This window comes from Blautia massiliensis (ex Liu et al. 2021) (assembly GCF_052064225.1).
Classification (GTDB): domain Bacteria; phylum Bacillota; class Clostridia; order Lachnospirales; family Lachnospiraceae; genus Blautia_A; species Blautia_A fusiformis.
Window position 1 is genome coordinate 24856 of the sequence record NZ_JBQHWA010000030.1, and the last position, 14078, is coordinate 38933.

Here is a 14078-nt window from a genome sequence, read left to right on the forward strand (position 1 = left end):
CAGGGCCTCCCCTTATGTAGTTGTGATATATTTGGATTTTCAAAAACACCCTTTACTCAATCCATGGACGTCCTTTTTTGTCCACTTTTCCACACAGCCATTCTTCCCAGAAGCTGATCTCTCGTAACCTGGAGAATGGTATGCTTCCAAAGGTCCGCATTGCTGCTGCCACGTAATCCGCCCAGCCGTATAATGTGAGCGTTTCAAGATATTCTTTCCGGGTTATTGCTTTTTCCGGAATAGCTTCCGGAATAGTTTCATTATTTTCCGGTACTGGGTCGGACTTCTGTTCTTCTTTATGGATCCCCGGTACAGAATCTTCTGGTTTCTTCGGGATATCTGGTTCTTGCACCGGTTCCGGCATATATTCCGGATGCTGATCGATACTGTCCTGTCCAGGGATCTGTTCTTCCTGTTGCGCCGGCGCAATCTCTGGTTTTTCAATCACCTTCTCGGCTGAAATATCATCATGTACCTTCCCAGTGATTTCACCGCTATTCTCTGGCATTTTCGGTTCCACAGGTTCTTCCTGTTTCTGGGCTGTTGTCCCCTCGTCCGGCAGTACCCCGAAGCATTTTTCCCAGGTATGGGTCCCTGCATCGTACTCATCGAACAAACTGTGCACAACATCAAGGAAATATCGATACGTGATATCCACCGGCGTCTCTCCGAACACCTTGACCATAATCCCTTTTGTTTCCTCGTAAAACATCAGATACACAGTGCCTTTCCGGTAACTCCTGCTGCCGGACGGGCTGATCATCTCTGCCAGGTCTTTTGGTTCCATAATTGAGCTGTACACTGCGTTGAGGATATCTTTATTCTCCCTGCAAAACTCCTGTATCGTTGCTTTCAGCTTTTCTTCCGGGCTTTTTGCATCCTTCCAGTCAAGCAGCCGGGCCGGATCTGCTTCATTTTCTTTTTCAAACCTCTGGAATTCTCTGATATCCTCCCTTTTCACTTCCGGCATGAACATCTGCCGGTCTGCTTCCTGTACCTGCAGGAGTTCGGTCAGCTGCGAGAACTTAAATTCCCGGTACTGTTCTTTCAGTTCCGGTGTATCCCCATCTGCAGAATATGTTTCGTACACGTTCATAAAACGGCTGACACCTGTCCTGGTCATCCCATATTCTGCGGCCGCAAATTCGGCTATGCTGCTGTATCCGTCATTTTTATAAGCACCTGACCGGTCGATCCTCGTCAGCTGCCATCCGATCCGGACAAAACTCTTTACGATACCCCCAAGATTATTTTTGATGTCATTTTTACTCTGGATGTATTCATCCATGCTCAGCTGTACATATTCCATGCTTTCCTCCTTATGCGGTCACTGACTTTATCTGATCTTTTTCCTTTAATGCTTTTATGTATCTTCTCAGATGCCTTTCTATCCTGATTTCATCTGGCTTTGTATCCCGGATCCCATACCACTGCAGGATCTTTGTCCCGCAGATCTCTATTGTGATATACGGTGTTTCCGGCGCTGACTTTGAACGCAGGAAAAGGATCGTGCTCCGGCCGGTGTTATGCTTATTCAGATAGCTGTCCCCGCCGACGCAATGATGGAGGATCCTTCCTTCTGCAACGATCTCTTCTGCTGATCTTGCCGGCCGTATCAGATAATCCTCGTCTTCGTAAAAATATTGATTCCTCAGACCCCTGTAGTTCTTTCGGATGTCCGGATATTTTTCGCTAACTGCCTGTTCTCTCTTGCGGATTTCTTCCGCATTTGTCTCAATGACCATCTGGTCATGGGCAAGCCTCAGGTCTCTCGGAAAAAGGAAAATCTGGTTATGCAGGTCATACCCCCTCTGTATCCGCATATGCAGATAATCCACATAAGTGCGGGTTACGCCGCTTACAACACCTGCTGCCCTTCCACACATGGGTTCCTGCATAGTATCAGGGATCTCACACCCGGAATACTGCTCTATCCTGTGCATGAATTTTGCTACTGTGGTATATTTCAATATTTCTTCCAGATCGTTCTGCCGTACCTGGCTTTCCGCAAGGAATATGCTTTCCTGTACTGTCACGTGAAGTCCCATCCGTTTCTCCATCTGCCACACTTTCAGATAGTCAGGGTTTCCCTGTAAGGTCTTCAGGTCCCTGAGCCTTCTTTTATAGATTCCAAGAAAACATTCCGGCTTTATGGCATCCTTGTCTGCTATGATCCCGCAGTAGCCCTCTACTATGGATTCCGCTATATGATGTAATCCCATTTTCACAAACATCTCTATCTGCGGCCATTGGATATATCTTTCGAGGTATTCTTTCAGGTTGTACATGGTCTTATGTTTTCCATACATCTCTGCTGCCGAATATCTCAGGAATGTGGTCCGGAGTTCTTTGTAGCTTTCCGGATATATCTTTGCTGCTTTGATCGAAATGTTGTTCATTCCGCACAAATTGCAGTCATCCCAGAATTCTCCGGAGTAAGAACTAAATTTATGATAATCTGTCTGTGGCCTTTTTCCTTTTTCCAGGTAAGTCCTTGCGATCTCAGTTATGATCATCTTTTCGCCTGCGCCTGTCATGATCTCTTTTTCATCCAGGAAAGTATCCAGTCTGTATGTTTTTTCTATCTCCACATATCTGATCACTGCTCCATCATCCTTATATCTCTGTGCAATAAAGCAGTTCATCCCATGCCCCCATACTCCTTTGGTCTTTCCCTGGGCTTTATACACGCCTGTAGCACCACAATGAGGGCACATTCCTACCGAACCATGTTGTGGGACTGGGATTATCTTTTCAAACTGCCCCTCGTAGGTATCTGCGCTTCTGACCGCTGCCTCTGTCACCTGTCCGCATGCAGAGCAGGCTATATCCGCATATCTTCCATGACGCTTGTAGTACAGGAAGTGTTCTGTTCCGATGCCTGTTTTTTTCGCCCAGTCCTCCAACCCATTTGGAAGCGGCGGGGTGTTCTGTTCCCGTTCTTTAAGCCTGTCCGCACGTTTGTCTTCCCTTTTCTGGACTCTTTGCGCTTTGATGTTGTGGATCAGGCTCTGCAGGGCACCTACCCAGGTGGTATATTTCCGTTCCCACGTACCTCCGGCAAACTTCCACACCATATCTCCCTGGGACCTAGCCATATAGCACTTGTTGTCTCTTTTTTTGCAGTTACTGCCGATCTTTTCCCTTTCTTCATCCAGCCCTGCTGCCGACCAGACGCCTGCATCCGGATAATACAAGCCCCAGTCCTTCTGGGTAAACACCATCCGGATCCACGGGGTCTGCAGCTCCCGTTTTTTGTTTTCGTAAACTTCAACAAACAGATGGCTCTCTCCACGGAGATCCTGGAAAAATGCAACTGCTGTGTTACGATACTGTTTGTCTGCCCTGACACCGCCCCGGAATGGGATCTTTTCTATCTCCTTTTTCTTCATTTCCTGCTGCCTCCCAGATAGTAATCACGGATCAGTTTTTTTGCGGTACCCATGTCCGGATCTCCGAAAGTTACTCTTCCGGCGTTGACTCCTGCAGCCTTTATGATCTCCTTGTCCACAGGTACCTGGTTCTTAAAGGCATACTTCAAGATCTCTGCGATGCACTGCTTCAGGCTCTTTCCTTTCTTGCGGACCTGGTGTGCGACCATCTCATCCTCCATACAGAGCCCCCGGATATACTCCACCCAGTCATTCATCAGACCGGCCAGTTTCAGAGATCCGCATTCCACATCCAGTTTCCCCATGGCGGCCGTCACAGCGTCACAAAGATACGGGATATCGCCGGACTGATACATCTCAACATAGTCTTCCGGGATGCCATTCTCCTGCGCCATCACTTTCAGGCTCTGGATATCTCCTTCATTCAGCAGGTTCTCTGCAAGCTCGTTGATCTCCCTGCAGCTGCTCATCTCTCCAAATCTTTCGAACATTTACATCTTCTCCTTTCGTTCACTTTATACAGGCTTTACGAACCTGATCTGCATATTCCTGCAATTTACAGTGATAGCAGTACCAGTCCATTTCTTCCTGTGACAATTTCTCCTGCCTGTGACAGCACAGGCTATCGCAGACATAAGTTTCTAATGTCTCAAGCTGTTCATCTATTTCCTCGCATTTACTTTGTTTCACTTCTTCCTCCCTGTTCAATAATGGTATCCTGACATCTGACACATTACTTTTCGCCCAGTTTGTTTCTCCACTTCTTTTTCGCATCTTCCAGCCGCCATCTGTTCCTGCAGCCAGCCAGAGTAACTGTGTTTATCAGTGTTTGCGGTTATATCCAGTCGGTGTTTTTCTGCCAGCTCCCAGATTTTTTTCCAGAGATCCGCATTTCGGATTAAACTACCTTTGGAATCTTTCCAGTCCGTTTCTGCCATCTCTGAAAGCTTTCTAATATGCGCTGCTACATAAGCATCCTCCGTATGTACACAAATCCTGCTTGTTTTCGTGATCCTGGATAGTGCAGCCGCAAGGTTCTGAAGGTTTGCACTGTGGTAAGTCCCGGATATACGTCTGAACCCTTCTACGGTCCGGATTGCGCCGGCGCAAATCGTCTCAAGGACATACCCACACCTTCTGTCCATATTCTTTTGTACTTTGCTGTCTGTTTCCAGATATATGTCTACTTTCCACACTCTTCTCACCTCAGATCTGCAGCTTTATGTATGTATAATGCCGGTATGGGAACCCTGTAACCGGATTGATACCCATATGTACGGATTCCGGATCTATGTAATACCCTTTTGGAGCTTTGGGATAAATCATGTGTCCATACTTGTCCACCAGGCTCCTGCGGTTAATCACCTTCTGTTTTGGTTCTTTACGGATCAGGTTCCTGGAAGGATGATATCTCTTTACACCTTCCGGCTCCCATTCTTCCAACGGCTTGGCAATGTATTCTGCCAGATCCGCAAAGCCCCCGGTGTCATTGACAGAACGGATGTTGATGTGTCCCTTTGTCCACAGTTCCGTAAAAATCATGTCTGTACCTGTGTTCTCTGTTTGGATCCGGTTCACCAGGATATGGACATGGGGCCCTCCCCGTTTTCCAATCTGCAGGCGGTATATGTATTTCAGTTCTTTTCCTAGCTTCCGGTATCTTTTCCTTACCTTTTTGATCAGATCCGTTACATCCTTCTTCATCTGTTCCCATGCGGGGCGGTCCCCTTTTCGGTATGTGATCGTCATCCAGTAATCATACTTTCCAAAGTTCCACTTGATCAGTCTTCTCAGGTCCCGCTCTCGCTTCCACTTGTTCTGCCTTTTGATATCCTCCGGAGAAGCTTTCTTCCTCTTCTCTCTCTTCTGTCCTCTGGCTCCATAACGTCCTGTGTGTTTCTCTTCTATCTCCAGGGATTCCCCACAGTCCCATAAGTGCCTTACATACGCACATCTCATATCTCACCTGGTCCTATCTCTAATACTCCTTATCAAGCCTGTAAGGGGACTTATACCCCAAAAATAAATACGGGCTTTTCACCCGTGCCGCTTGACTGTTCTCCTCCCAGATGCTATGATGTTATTGAACGTTTACATCTGGGATTTTTCCCTTTGCCAGCACACTGCTATGTGCTGGCATTTTTTATCTTCGTTTCTTATACCCCGTCCCGACCACGGCCACAAACGCCACCTGCCAGAACAACCCTGCCATCAGGAGCATCTCTGCCGGGCTTCTCCACTGCCAGAACGGCAGATTTGCCACCGGGAGGGCTATACACAGGGATATGATCGCATCTCGTTTCATTTTTTGCCTCTTTTCTTATGTTCCTCATCCACCAGAGGGCGGAGCTCTGCAAGTTCCTTCTACCCCACTGATTTTCTTATGTAATAATCATTCACTATCCGGGATACGTTATCTATGATCTTCTGGTTGTCTTCCGGAGTGTTGTTCTTGCAGTAGTCGTCGTGGATCCGGATTACTCCTCCGGATCCGTTTTTGATTTCTTTGATAACTGCCATCTGGTTCACCTCCTGTTTTATCGTATGAAGATTGTATTTGTTGTGTTTATAGAATTTTTACTACTTTGTCGAACGCTTTTTCTTGCAGTTTCGACGGTGCGCTCCTATTCTGTATATACAGGGTGCTGGCACACCCGAGTATATATAGAAAGGAGATACATACATGACAAATGAACAGATTGCCCATGATCTGGCTGTTGCACGAATGGCTGGTAAGCAGCTTCCGGCAGATATTCTGGTTGAAGAGTATAAAAAGAATTACAAAGAAATACTCAAATACTTGAAAACCCAAACACCTAAAGCCAGATTTCGGGAAATTTAGCATTTAAATGTTCTGAAATTGCAGATATATATCTGCGGCATCTCTAAGAACAAGCATGGCATCTTTTGCTGAAAGTTTTTTAGAATTTTTGTCTATCGTATCTAAAACTTTCAGCGAAAGAATTGCCAGATCATCTGTGGACGAATATTCTAATGCTCCAGCTTTAATTGCTTTTTTTCCAACTTTTTCATATTTCCCTTTTGCCATTCTTTTCCTCTCACCTCCTATGCTGTTTTTTCACTCCTCTTGGGAAGAATTTTTTTGAAGTCTGCGTAAAGTAACCAACGTATTTTCATTGCTTTTAATTGTCATTTCACACATTTCTTTTACATAGCCATCTACTTTCTTGAAATAGTAGGTGGCTACTATTTTGGCTGTGATTGCTGATACAATTACGGATGCCATAATCACTATCACCTCTCTCACCTCCTATCCGGCCTTGCGGGCCTCAATGGTTATCCTACAAGCCTTCTTTCCTGTAATACTGTTGTAATATCTTTCATAAAATGCTAAAATTCTTTCATAATATAATGAAAAGAGGTATTTTATGTCGGATTACAATGATTCTCTCAAACGTATGACTAAAATCATGTCTGATAGTTTGCTTTGTACATCACAATTTCATAAAGCCGTAACTTCTTCTACTGCTTTTGCTACTACTCAAAGTGTAGCTAAAATCATGGAGCCGTATCGAAATTTGTGTGAAAATTTCAAAACCGCTTATTCAGATTCTATTGCCAAAACTATAGGTTCTTGTTTATCACAACAATTGGCAAAGTCCCTTTCTGACAGCATACACAAAAGCTTTTCTGATTCTTTAAAAAGAAATCCTGCTTTTAATGAATTATCCTCAACTCTCAACGCCATAACACCGGAACTAATTTTTACATCACTTTCACATACATATGATTTTCCGAAAGACTTAGGTGGTATCTCCGAAAAAGATAATGATGATTTTATTGTTATTGATAATGCAGTAAGTACGGCGTACGACATACCTTGTACTGTTGCAGTTCCTATTAATGAGCATAAGCGTAAGATCTCAACATCTGATTTTTGCGCTATCATTAGTCTCATTATCGCTATCATTTCCGGTATAATCATTCCTTTGTATCTGCAATCTAAGCCTTCTGAAACTGAAGTGATCGAGCTTCAGCTTTTGCAATCTCAAAACGAATTATTGCAGCAACTCCTACATAATGCAGACATTTCTTCTTCAAGTGAAATTGAAGCAATCAATGAGTTGAAGCAATCTGTCGAAGAGCAAAGTAAACAGCTTTCACAGTGTCAAGAAACCCTTGGCAAGTTTGAAGAAGCTCTTGATAATCACGAGACAGTCGAGAATATTGATACAGCAAAGAAACCAATACAATAATTGCACTTACCTGCGTAATTACCAGACAGATCTTAAGCATGTTTATCTGATTACGCAGGTAAACAATTTCTTTTTCCGTTTCTTCCATTTAAACCGCCTTTCTCTGTTCGTCTCTATTCAGTAAGTAATCAATTGTTACGCCAAAAATGTCTGACATCTTTATTAATGCCGTACTGGGAATAGGATTCACTCCGTTCAGCCAGTTATAATAGGTCTTTACAGAAATTCCAATTTGAGTTGCAAGTTCTTCTTTAGACATTCCATTCCTTGCCCTTTCAGCCTCTATGCTGTTAAACATCATTATTTCCACCTCCTCGTTACTCGTTTTGTGAATTTCTGTTTATATAATATTCTCATATTGAGAATTTGTCAATACTCATTTTGTAAATTATTTTTCATTTTGTGAATTATTTAATTGACAATATGTAAAATATGTAATAGTATGAATCTATAAGGAGGTACTCTTAATGATTGGAGAAAAGCTCAAGGAAATTCGCGAAAATCTTGGATTAAATAAGAAAGAATTTGCCCAATATATTGGAATAAAATACACTACCTATAATGGTTATGAAACCGAAGCTCGGGAACCCTCTTCAGATTTTTTAATTCTTATTTCAGAAAAATTTGATGTATCAATAGATTATCTTCTTGGTTTAAAAGACGAACGTGAAATTTTACATGCTTACAAACTTCGTTCTGGAGAATATGAGCATATAAAAAAATACCGTGAACTCGACACTCACGGTAAAGATATGGTTGATACTGTTCTTCAGAAAGAATATGACCACATTATTGAATTGCGTGATTTTGCTCCGCAATCTAAATATATAGGTAAAGATCCCGATAACATTGTCACTGTTGATCTCACACCTCTCGCTGCTCATACTCGTACAGATGTAGAACAAACTCCTGAAGGTGTTCAGCATGATCTGGATATTATGAACGATGATTCTCAATGGGAATAGAAAGGGGAAATGCAAATGCCAGAATTAAGTAGATTTGAGGGGATGGTTATTAAAATGTTATTTAATGACACTGTCCAGCATAATAAGCCGCATGTCCATGTTACTTACGGTGAATACAGAGCTTCTGTTGGTATTGACGGTGAACTGCTTGCTGGATCGCTTCCGCAAAAACAGTTTAAAATGCTGGTCGGTTGGCTTGCTCTGCACGAAGATGAAGCTTATGCAGCTTGGAACAAAGCTGTCAGAGGCGAACACTTTGATAAGATTAAGCCTTTACAGTAAGGAGGAATTCTTTATGTTTATTTCAAATGGAATTGTTTACGCTAGTGAACGCCCGGAAAATGTACAGATTATTGCAGTAAAACCATTGGATGATATGATGATGCTTCTCACTTTTTCAACTGGTGAGCAGAGACTTTTTGATGCTTCGGTATTAAACGGCCCCGCTTTCGCTCCATTAACTGATGAAAAAATATTCAAAGACTGCAAAATCGTAGATGGAGTTGTCACCTGGATGGACGAAGATATTGACTGTGCTCCTGAGTATATGTACGAGCATAGTTATGCGTATCCGTCTTTAAAATCCGTAATTTGAATTAAAAGGACTGATTTATTTGACCTACGAACAACTTTTAACTACTGCCGATCAGGCCGGTCTTACGGTAAAAGAACGTCCACTTCAAAAACATGATGGTCTGATCCGTGGCAATCGCATTGCTATTCGAAAAAGTATTGACACTCAGGCTGAAAAGTCCTGTGTGCTGGCTGAAGAACTTGGTCACCACTACACCACTACTGGCAATATCCTGGAACAGTCAACTGATGTGATGAACCAGAAGCAGGAATACCGTGCCAGACTTTACGGCTATAACCTCCGGGTTGGCCTGATCGGGATCATCAAAGCCTATGAAGCCCGCTGCCGAAATCTTCATGAGATAGCTGAACATCTGGATGTACCGGAGGATTATCTCATTGAAGTGATCGACTGCTACCGTTCCAAATACGGACAGTATGTTGCTGTGGATAATTATATAATCTATTTTATTCCGCAGTTGGCTGTGATGAGAATTGATGTTTTATAATAAATGCATAATGATGGCATAGAGTAATAACCAAGTAGTAAAGGTCGGAAAGGCTCCCGACACACTCGCAAGAGTACCTGAGATGATGGATACGCCGCCCATCTTGTTGCTTGGATCATCTTAAAGGTGTTGTCATTATGGCAACACCTTTTTTCTATAATAAAGAACGCAAATAAGCGATTTTCTGTAAGGAACGTCGTATTATTTATGCATATTATATTTTAAAGGGAGAATACACTAATGAAAAAGAAATGGTACTTACAAACATGGTTTATTGCATTACTTTTCTTCATTGCATTCTTTTTCATTGTAATGGTACCTATCGCTGGACTAATAATACTTGTTGTTGGTATTGCATTAATTATTATTCAAGCGAAAGATAACAAAAGATTGCTATCTGCATATGGTACATATGATGAAATAGTTGCAAAAACAAACAAACTTGAAGAAGATTTTTCCAATAAGCAAATAGAGTTGGAGAAAGATTTTTCCGATAAGCAGGAACAGTTAGATGATGAATATCACGAAAAAGAATCCTCTTTGGAGAATCAGTATAAAGCAAATTGGAATAAGTTATCCCTTAAAGAAACAGAGTACACTCAACAAATAGACCTGTTAAAACAAGAAATAAGTAACTTATCCCAGGAATCTGACCAGTTAACTGCTGCGGTTCTTGTAGATCACTATAATTTTGCTGAATATGATGGACTTTTCTCGGAAGATTGTAAAAGTAAGCTTGTCATTTTAAAGAATGAAGAACAAGAATTAATAAAGTCCGGCAATGCTTTTGATATTTCATTTTCAAGTTCGAGGAAAGCTACTAATGATAACAAAAAACAGATTTTGCGGTGTTTTCAGGCTGAGTGTACAAATTTATTATTAAATTTGTCTGTCAAAAATATTGATTCTGTACGATCCAAGGTAGCAAAATCTTTTGAGAGTCTCAATAAGATTTTTGAAATCGATGGCGTTGTTTTAAATTCTAAGCTACTTGAGATAAAATTAGAAGAACTCAATTTAACATATACTTTTCAGTTAAAGCAACAGCAAGAAAAAGAACGGCAAAAAGCTATTAAAGAGCAGATGGTAGAGGAAGAAAAGGTACGCCGTGAAATTGAACGTCAGAAAGCTAAAATTGATAAGGACTGTAATCAATTTAATAACGAAGTAAAAAAACTTATGGCATATATGCAAAAAACTTCCAGTGATGTTGAAAAACAATTGTACATTGATAAAATCAAAGAACTTGAAGATAAATTACGAGATTTAGAGGACGATAAGAAAAATGTACTGGACAGAGAAGCGAATGCAAAAGCCGGATTTGTGTATGTTATTTCAAATATTGGTTCATTCGGAGAAGATATTTATAAAATTGGAATGACACGTCGTCTCGAACCCATGGATAGAATAAAGGAGCTCAGCAGTGCTTCGGTTCCATTTGAATTTGATGTACATGCTATGATTTTTTCTGAAAATGCACCGGAATTGGAAACTCTCTTACATAAACACTTTGAAAAACAAAGCGTCAACCGTGTAAATCTTCGAAAAGAATTTTTCCATGTATCTCTTGATGAGATTGAAAAGGTTGTTCATGATAACTTTAATGACATTGCAAATTTTACAAAAGTTCCCGTTGCAAAAGAATATCGACAAACTTTATCTTTAATTGAATCTGAATCAAAATAAATAAAAAACCGCCCCAGTACGCCAATACCGGGACGGTGGTGGATCTCCGAAGAGATACCTCATTCGCAAAAATATTGTATCATCTTCGGAGCGGCTGCACAATCAGAACGTTTGTGTGGTCGTTATTTTTGTACCCATTTTTACATATTTTAAACCGAGGTGATATTATGGAACTTTTAAATGTATGTATCTACCTGCGTAAGTCCCGTGCTGATCGGGAAGCTGAAGCCAGGGGTGAAGGTGAAACTCTCGCCCGTCATGAACGGATTTTGCTGGATCTTGCTAAAAAGCGTGGTTATAATGTGGGCGCAATCTATAAAGAGATCGTATCCGGTGAGACAATCTCTGCAAGGCCTGTTATGCAACAGGTTCTCCATGAAGTAGAAGCTGGCATGTGGGATGGTGTCCTGGTTGTCGAGGTTGAGCGTCTGGCCAGGGGCGATACCATTGACCAGGGTGTTGTTTCCAGAGCTTTCCAGTATTCTGACACTATGATCATCACTCCTTCAAAGACCTATGATCCGAACAATGAGTTTGATGAAGAGTATTTTGAGTTTGGTCTGTTCATGAGCCGCCGTGAATACAAAACTATTAAACGCCGCCTAAACGCAGGCAGAATCTCTTCTGTAAAAGAAGGGAAGTATTGTGGCAATAAACCGCCTTACGGATACAAGCGTGTGAAACTGCAGCGCGAAAAGGGTTGGACTCTTGAACCGGTACCTGAGCAGGCGGAAGTTGTTAAAATGATCTTCTCCTGGTATGCCGGATATGGCTGTGAGCAAATCGGCATGGCCAAGATCGTCCGGAAGTTAAATGATACCGGCGTTGCAACTATGTACAAAAAGCCCTGGACTGTTGCCAGTCTATCAAAAATGTTAAGCAATCCTGTGTACATTGGTATGGTTCGATGGAACGCCCGAAAAACGGTTAAATCCGTTAAAGATGGAGTAATCACCCGCTCCCGTCCGCTTGCAAAAGATTATTTATTATGTCCGGGGCGACATCCTGCAATAATATCTGAGGAATTATATAATGCTGCTCAACATATCCGAAAGAAAAACCCTCCCCGGCCTGTCGGTGTGCGTAATACAGTCAAAAACCCTCTGGCCGGTATCGTATACTGCAGCAAATGTGGCCGCGCCATGGTACGCCGCCCTTACCAGAAAAGCGGACAGGAAGATACTTTATTATGTCCTTATACCTCCTGTCCTACAGTCAGCAGTAAGTTATCTCTTGTGGAAAAATCTCTGCTGGATGGTTTACGTGAGCTTGTTGACGGCTATAAGCTTAATGGAGATGTGTCCGAATCGGACACCAGCGATATGATTTCTTCTAAGGAAATTCTTATTGCAGAAAAACATGCAGAGATAAAGAAATTGAATGATCAGAAGTTGAAGCAGTATGATCTCCTTGAACAAGGTATCTACAGTACAGAAATATTCCTGGAGCGTTCAAAGGCAACTGCTGCTGCTCTGGAAGCTTGCTCTGCTGCTATCGAACGTCTCCAGGAAGAACTTGAACGTGATCGTCTCCTTCTTGAGCAGCGTTCTTCCTTTATTCCTCGCTGCGAAGATCTTCTTGCGCATTACTGGGATCTTGATATCCCTACCAGAAACAGGATTCTGAGAGAGCTGATTGATAAAGTTCTGTACACAAAGGATACGAAAAACGCTTTCCTGGAAGGAGATAAAATCACATTCCTGCTTGATATCTTCCCGAAAATCCAGGAAAATATATAATGATAACATCCATGTGCCAGTTCTTCTGTTCCCACATCATTGAGCACTGCCGCGACCATCCGGTTCGGTGCGGTAAAACGCTGGGAAAGATACCGCATGGAAGCTCCTATTTCTCCGTCCGGCCCGCCATACTGGCTGGATATAAACTGTGCCAGCTTTGCGTTGGGCGTCTTGATATTTACAGGATACTGGAGTCTTTTTTCATAATTCCACATACCTTATCTGCACCCTCCTTCCTGTTCCCATGGAAACGGCTGTTCCATCCACTGCCATGACTTAAGATCGCTGTCGTTTCCGGTATCAATGGTCAGCGGTCCATAAAATTTTGCATATTTTTCCAGGAGCTCATTTCTTCTGGCTGAAAGCTCACTGTAATATTCAAGAGCTCTTTTTTCTTTTGGATGCGTATCCAGAAAAAGGAGAAGATCGTCAATGGCAAAGCTTACCTGGTCAATAAACTGCAGCAGTTCTTTTTTGGAAGTACAATTTCCGGACATCATCGACTTCCTCCTCTCCTGCCGCAGAACGGCTTGCAAAGCTCAGGGAAAATAGTTCCGACCTGAAGAGCTTTTTTCAGCTCAAAGGTAGGCGCAAATTCCTGGTATGGCACATACGCCATTGCAGGAACCTGTTTTGCCATATCAGAAAATGATCGATCCGTCCGGCCTGCCATCCCGCTATTCATCCCACAGGTATACTGATATGGCCGGCAGCCCGAACGATTCATCTGAAATCGGTCCATAATCGAAATCCTTTCATTCATGATCACGCTATATTTTATGACCGTTTTTTAAACTTGTGAAAACAGGAATGTTCACTTTCCTTCACATATATCTATCTTTCTGCCATTTTTTTCTATATATACAGGAAAATATTACTGTTTAAAAATCAGATATACAGTGCTATAATCTCATCTTTGACAGTTGATTAGTTAAAAAAGTGCCACAATCCCTGTAAATACAAGGGGTGTGGCACTTTTTCTTGCATACACGAAATA

21 protein-coding genes and 1 pseudogene are annotated in these 14078 nt (G+C 42.2%); 8 read left to right on the forward strand and 14 right to left on the reverse strand.

Going from position 1 to position 14078, the window contains the following annotated elements; all coding sequences use genetic code 11:
- Window positions 1–52: 52 nt before the first annotated feature.
- The 8 genes from ACTNDQ_RS12050 to ACTNDQ_RS12085 all read right to left on the reverse strand — a co-directional run bounded on the left by ACTNDQ_RS12050 (window position 53) and on the right by ACTNDQ_RS12085 (window position 5912).
- On the reverse strand, window positions 53–1309 hold the full coding sequence (locus ACTNDQ_RS12050; RefSeq protein ID WP_288787431.1) for a hypothetical protein: 1257 nt from the start codon (window positions 1307–1309) through the stop codon (window positions 53–55).
- Between the two features lie 10 nt (window positions 1310–1319).
- Window positions 1320–3392, reverse strand: a complete 2073-nt coding sequence (locus ACTNDQ_RS12055) for a PcfJ domain-containing protein (protein WP_441064717.1) — start codon at window positions 3390–3392, stop codon at window positions 1320–1322.
- Window positions 3389–3883: a hypothetical protein gene (locus ACTNDQ_RS12060; protein ID WP_441064718.1), complete on the reverse strand. Its 495-nt coding sequence runs from the start codon at window positions 3881–3883 to the stop codon at window positions 3389–3391. Before ACTNDQ_RS12060 ends, ACTNDQ_RS12055 begins: the two co-directional genes overlap by 4 nt.
- A gap of 19 nt (window positions 3884–3902) precedes the next feature.
- Window positions 3903–4082: a hypothetical protein gene (locus ACTNDQ_RS12065; protein WP_186582274.1), complete on the reverse strand. Its 180-nt coding sequence runs from the start codon at window positions 4080–4082 to the stop codon at window positions 3903–3905.
- A gap of 14 nt (window positions 4083–4096) precedes the next feature.
- The gene (locus ACTNDQ_RS12070) at window positions 4097–4588 is read right to left on the reverse strand and encodes a hypothetical protein (protein WP_441064719.1); all 492 of its coding nucleotides are present in this window, start codon (window positions 4586–4588) and stop codon (window positions 4097–4099) included.
- 10 nt (window positions 4589–4598) lie between these two features.
- Window positions 4599–5351 (reverse strand): rolling circle replication-associated protein, encoded by a 753-nt coding sequence (locus tag ACTNDQ_RS12075; RefSeq protein ID WP_441064720.1) that lies wholly within the window; start codon window positions 5349–5351, stop codon window positions 4599–4601.
- Window positions 5352–5535: 184 nt separating this feature from the next.
- Complete coding sequence (locus tag ACTNDQ_RS12080; RefSeq protein WP_288245697.1) at window positions 5536–5697, reverse strand: hypothetical protein; 162 nt, start codon at window positions 5695–5697, stop codon at window positions 5536–5538.
- A 59-nt stretch (window positions 5698–5756) separates the two neighbouring features.
- Window positions 5757–5912, reverse strand: coding sequence for a hypothetical protein (locus ACTNDQ_RS12085; protein WP_173739689.1), 156 nt, complete (start codon window positions 5910–5912; stop codon window positions 5757–5759).
- A 163-nt stretch (window positions 5913–6075) separates the two neighbouring features.
- Here ACTNDQ_RS12085 and ACTNDQ_RS12090 point away from each other — a divergent pair, with 163 nt between their 5' ends.
- Entirely contained in the window at window positions 6076–6234 is a 159-nt protein-coding gene (locus ACTNDQ_RS12090; protein ID WP_441064721.1) for a hypothetical protein, read from the forward strand.
- A gap of 3 nt (window positions 6235–6237) precedes the next feature.
- Here ACTNDQ_RS12090 and ACTNDQ_RS12095 read toward each other — a convergent pair whose 3' ends face one another.
- Together ACTNDQ_RS12095 and ACTNDQ_RS12100 are read right to left on the reverse strand one after the other, a co-directional pair.
- Entirely contained in the window at window positions 6238–6441 is a 204-nt protein-coding gene (locus ACTNDQ_RS12095) for a hypothetical protein (protein ID WP_441064722.1), read from the reverse strand.
- Window positions 6442–6471: 30 nt separating this feature from the next.
- Window positions 6472–6651, reverse strand: coding sequence for a hypothetical protein (locus tag ACTNDQ_RS12100; RefSeq protein ID WP_173739684.1), 180 nt, complete (start codon window positions 6649–6651; stop codon window positions 6472–6474).
- Window positions 6652–6781: 130 nt separating this feature from the next.
- Between ACTNDQ_RS12100 and ACTNDQ_RS12105 the strand changes: the two genes are divergently transcribed.
- Complete coding sequence (locus ACTNDQ_RS12105; protein WP_441064723.1) at window positions 6782–7609, forward strand: hypothetical protein; 828 nt, start codon at window positions 6782–6784, stop codon at window positions 7607–7609.
- An 88-nt stretch (window positions 7610–7697) separates the two neighbouring features.
- Here the strand turns inward: ACTNDQ_RS12105 and ACTNDQ_RS12110 are convergent, their stop codons facing one another.
- Entirely contained in the window at window positions 7698–7910 is a 213-nt protein-coding gene (locus tag ACTNDQ_RS12110; protein WP_441064724.1) for a helix-turn-helix domain-containing protein, read from the reverse strand.
- Between the two features lie 166 nt (window positions 7911–8076).
- Here ACTNDQ_RS12110 and ACTNDQ_RS12115 point away from each other — a divergent pair, with 166 nt between their 5' ends.
- From ACTNDQ_RS12115 to ACTNDQ_RS12140, 6 genes are all read left to right on the forward strand, one after another.
- On the forward strand, window positions 8077–8574 hold the full coding sequence (locus ACTNDQ_RS12115; RefSeq protein WP_441064725.1) for a helix-turn-helix domain-containing protein: 498 nt from the start codon (window positions 8077–8079) through the stop codon (window positions 8572–8574).
- 15 nt (window positions 8575–8589) lie between these two features.
- Window positions 8590–8856 (forward strand): DUF4160 domain-containing protein, encoded by a 267-nt coding sequence (locus ACTNDQ_RS12120; RefSeq protein ID WP_118625601.1) that lies wholly within the window; start codon window positions 8590–8592, stop codon window positions 8854–8856.
- Window positions 8857–8869: 13 nt separating this feature from the next.
- Window positions 8870–9169: a DUF2442 domain-containing protein gene (locus tag ACTNDQ_RS12125; RefSeq protein ID WP_173739678.1), complete on the forward strand. Its 300-nt coding sequence runs from the start codon at window positions 8870–8872 to the stop codon at window positions 9167–9169.
- A 19-nt stretch (window positions 9170–9188) separates the two neighbouring features.
- Window positions 9189–9656 (forward strand): ImmA/IrrE family metallo-endopeptidase, encoded by a 468-nt coding sequence (locus ACTNDQ_RS12130; protein WP_441064726.1) that lies wholly within the window; start codon window positions 9189–9191, stop codon window positions 9654–9656.
- 240 nt (window positions 9657–9896) lie between these two features.
- Window positions 9897–11342, forward strand: coding sequence for a DUF4041 domain-containing protein (locus ACTNDQ_RS12135; RefSeq protein WP_441064727.1), 1446 nt, complete (start codon window positions 9897–9899; stop codon window positions 11340–11342).
- A gap of 167 nt (window positions 11343–11509) precedes the next feature.
- Window positions 11510–13081, forward strand: a complete 1572-nt coding sequence (locus tag ACTNDQ_RS12140; RefSeq protein WP_441064728.1) for a recombinase family protein — start codon at window positions 11510–11512, stop codon at window positions 13079–13081.
- Window positions 13082–13092: 11 nt separating this feature from the next.
- Here ACTNDQ_RS12140 and ACTNDQ_RS12145 read toward each other — a convergent pair.
- From ACTNDQ_RS12145 to ACTNDQ_RS12155, 3 genes and pseudogenes are all read right to left on the reverse strand, one after another.
- Window positions 13093–13296 (reverse strand): annotated as a pseudogene (locus ACTNDQ_RS12145) (manganese catalase family protein); the annotation flags it as partial.
- Between the two features lie 3 nt (window positions 13297–13299).
- Window positions 13300–13578, reverse strand: coding sequence for a spore coat protein CotJB (locus ACTNDQ_RS12150; protein WP_118752986.1), 279 nt, complete (start codon window positions 13576–13578; stop codon window positions 13300–13302).
- Window positions 13578–13754 (reverse strand): spore coat associated protein CotJA, encoded by a 177-nt coding sequence (locus tag ACTNDQ_RS12155; protein WP_243269284.1) that lies wholly within the window; start codon window positions 13752–13754, stop codon window positions 13578–13580. The genes ACTNDQ_RS12150 and ACTNDQ_RS12155 overlap by 1 nt, the downstream gene beginning before the upstream one ends.
- Window positions 13755–14078 lie beyond the last annotated feature (324 nt).

Coding starts and splice junctions, on each gene's coding strand:
- ACTNDQ_RS12050 (WP_288787431.1), bottom strand. CDS start 1,309: ATGGAATATGTACAGCTGAGCATGGATGAATACATCCAGAGTAAAAAT.
- ACTNDQ_RS12055 (WP_441064717.1), bottom strand. CDS start 3,392: ATGAAGAAAAAGGAGATAGAAAAGATCCCATTCCGGGGCGGTGTCAGG.
- ACTNDQ_RS12060 (WP_441064718.1), bottom strand. CDS start 3,883: ATGTTCGAAAGATTTGGAGAGATGAGCAGCTGCAGGGAGATCAACGAG.
- ACTNDQ_RS12075 (WP_441064720.1), bottom strand. CDS start 5,351: ATGAGATGTGCGTATGTAAGGCACTTATGGGACTGTGGGGAATCCCTG.
- ACTNDQ_RS12080 (WP_288245697.1), bottom strand. CDS start 5,697: ATGAAACGAGATGCGATCATATCCCTGTGTATAGCCCTCCCGGTGGCA.
- ACTNDQ_RS12085 (WP_173739689.1), bottom strand. CDS start 5,912: ATGGCAGTTATCAAAGAAATCAAAAACGGATCCGGAGGAGTAATCCGG.
- ACTNDQ_RS12090 (WP_441064721.1), top strand. CDS start 6,076: ATGACAAATGAACAGATTGCCCATGATCTGGCTGTTGCACGAATGGCT.
- ACTNDQ_RS12095 (WP_441064722.1), bottom strand. CDS start 6,441: ATGGCAAAAGGGAAATATGAAAAAGTTGGAAAAAAAGCAATTAAAGCT.
- ACTNDQ_RS12105 (WP_441064723.1), top strand. CDS start 6,782: ATGTCGGATTACAATGATTCTCTCAAACGTATGACTAAAATCATGTCT.
- ACTNDQ_RS12110 (WP_441064724.1), bottom strand. CDS start 7,910: ATGATGTTTAACAGCATAGAGGCTGAAAGGGCAAGGAATGGAATGTCT.
- ACTNDQ_RS12115 (WP_441064725.1), top strand. CDS start 8,077: ATGATTGGAGAAAAGCTCAAGGAAATTCGCGAAAATCTTGGATTAAAT.
- ACTNDQ_RS12120 (WP_118625601.1), top strand. CDS start 8,590: ATGCCAGAATTAAGTAGATTTGAGGGGATGGTTATTAAAATGTTATTT.
- ACTNDQ_RS12125 (WP_173739678.1), top strand. CDS start 8,870: ATGTTTATTTCAAATGGAATTGTTTACGCTAGTGAACGCCCGGAAAAT.
- ACTNDQ_RS12135 (WP_441064727.1), top strand. CDS start 9,897: ATGAAAAAGAAATGGTACTTACAAACATGGTTTATTGCATTACTTTTC.
- ACTNDQ_RS12140 (WP_441064728.1), top strand. CDS start 11,510: ATGGAACTTTTAAATGTATGTATCTACCTGCGTAAGTCCCGTGCTGAT.
- ACTNDQ_RS12150 (WP_118752986.1), bottom strand. CDS start 13,578: ATGTCCGGAAATTGTACTTCCAAAAAAGAACTGCTGCAGTTTATTGAC.
- ACTNDQ_RS12155 (WP_243269284.1), bottom strand. CDS start 13,754: ATGGCAGGCCGGACGGATCGATCATTTTCTGATATGGCAAAACAGGTT.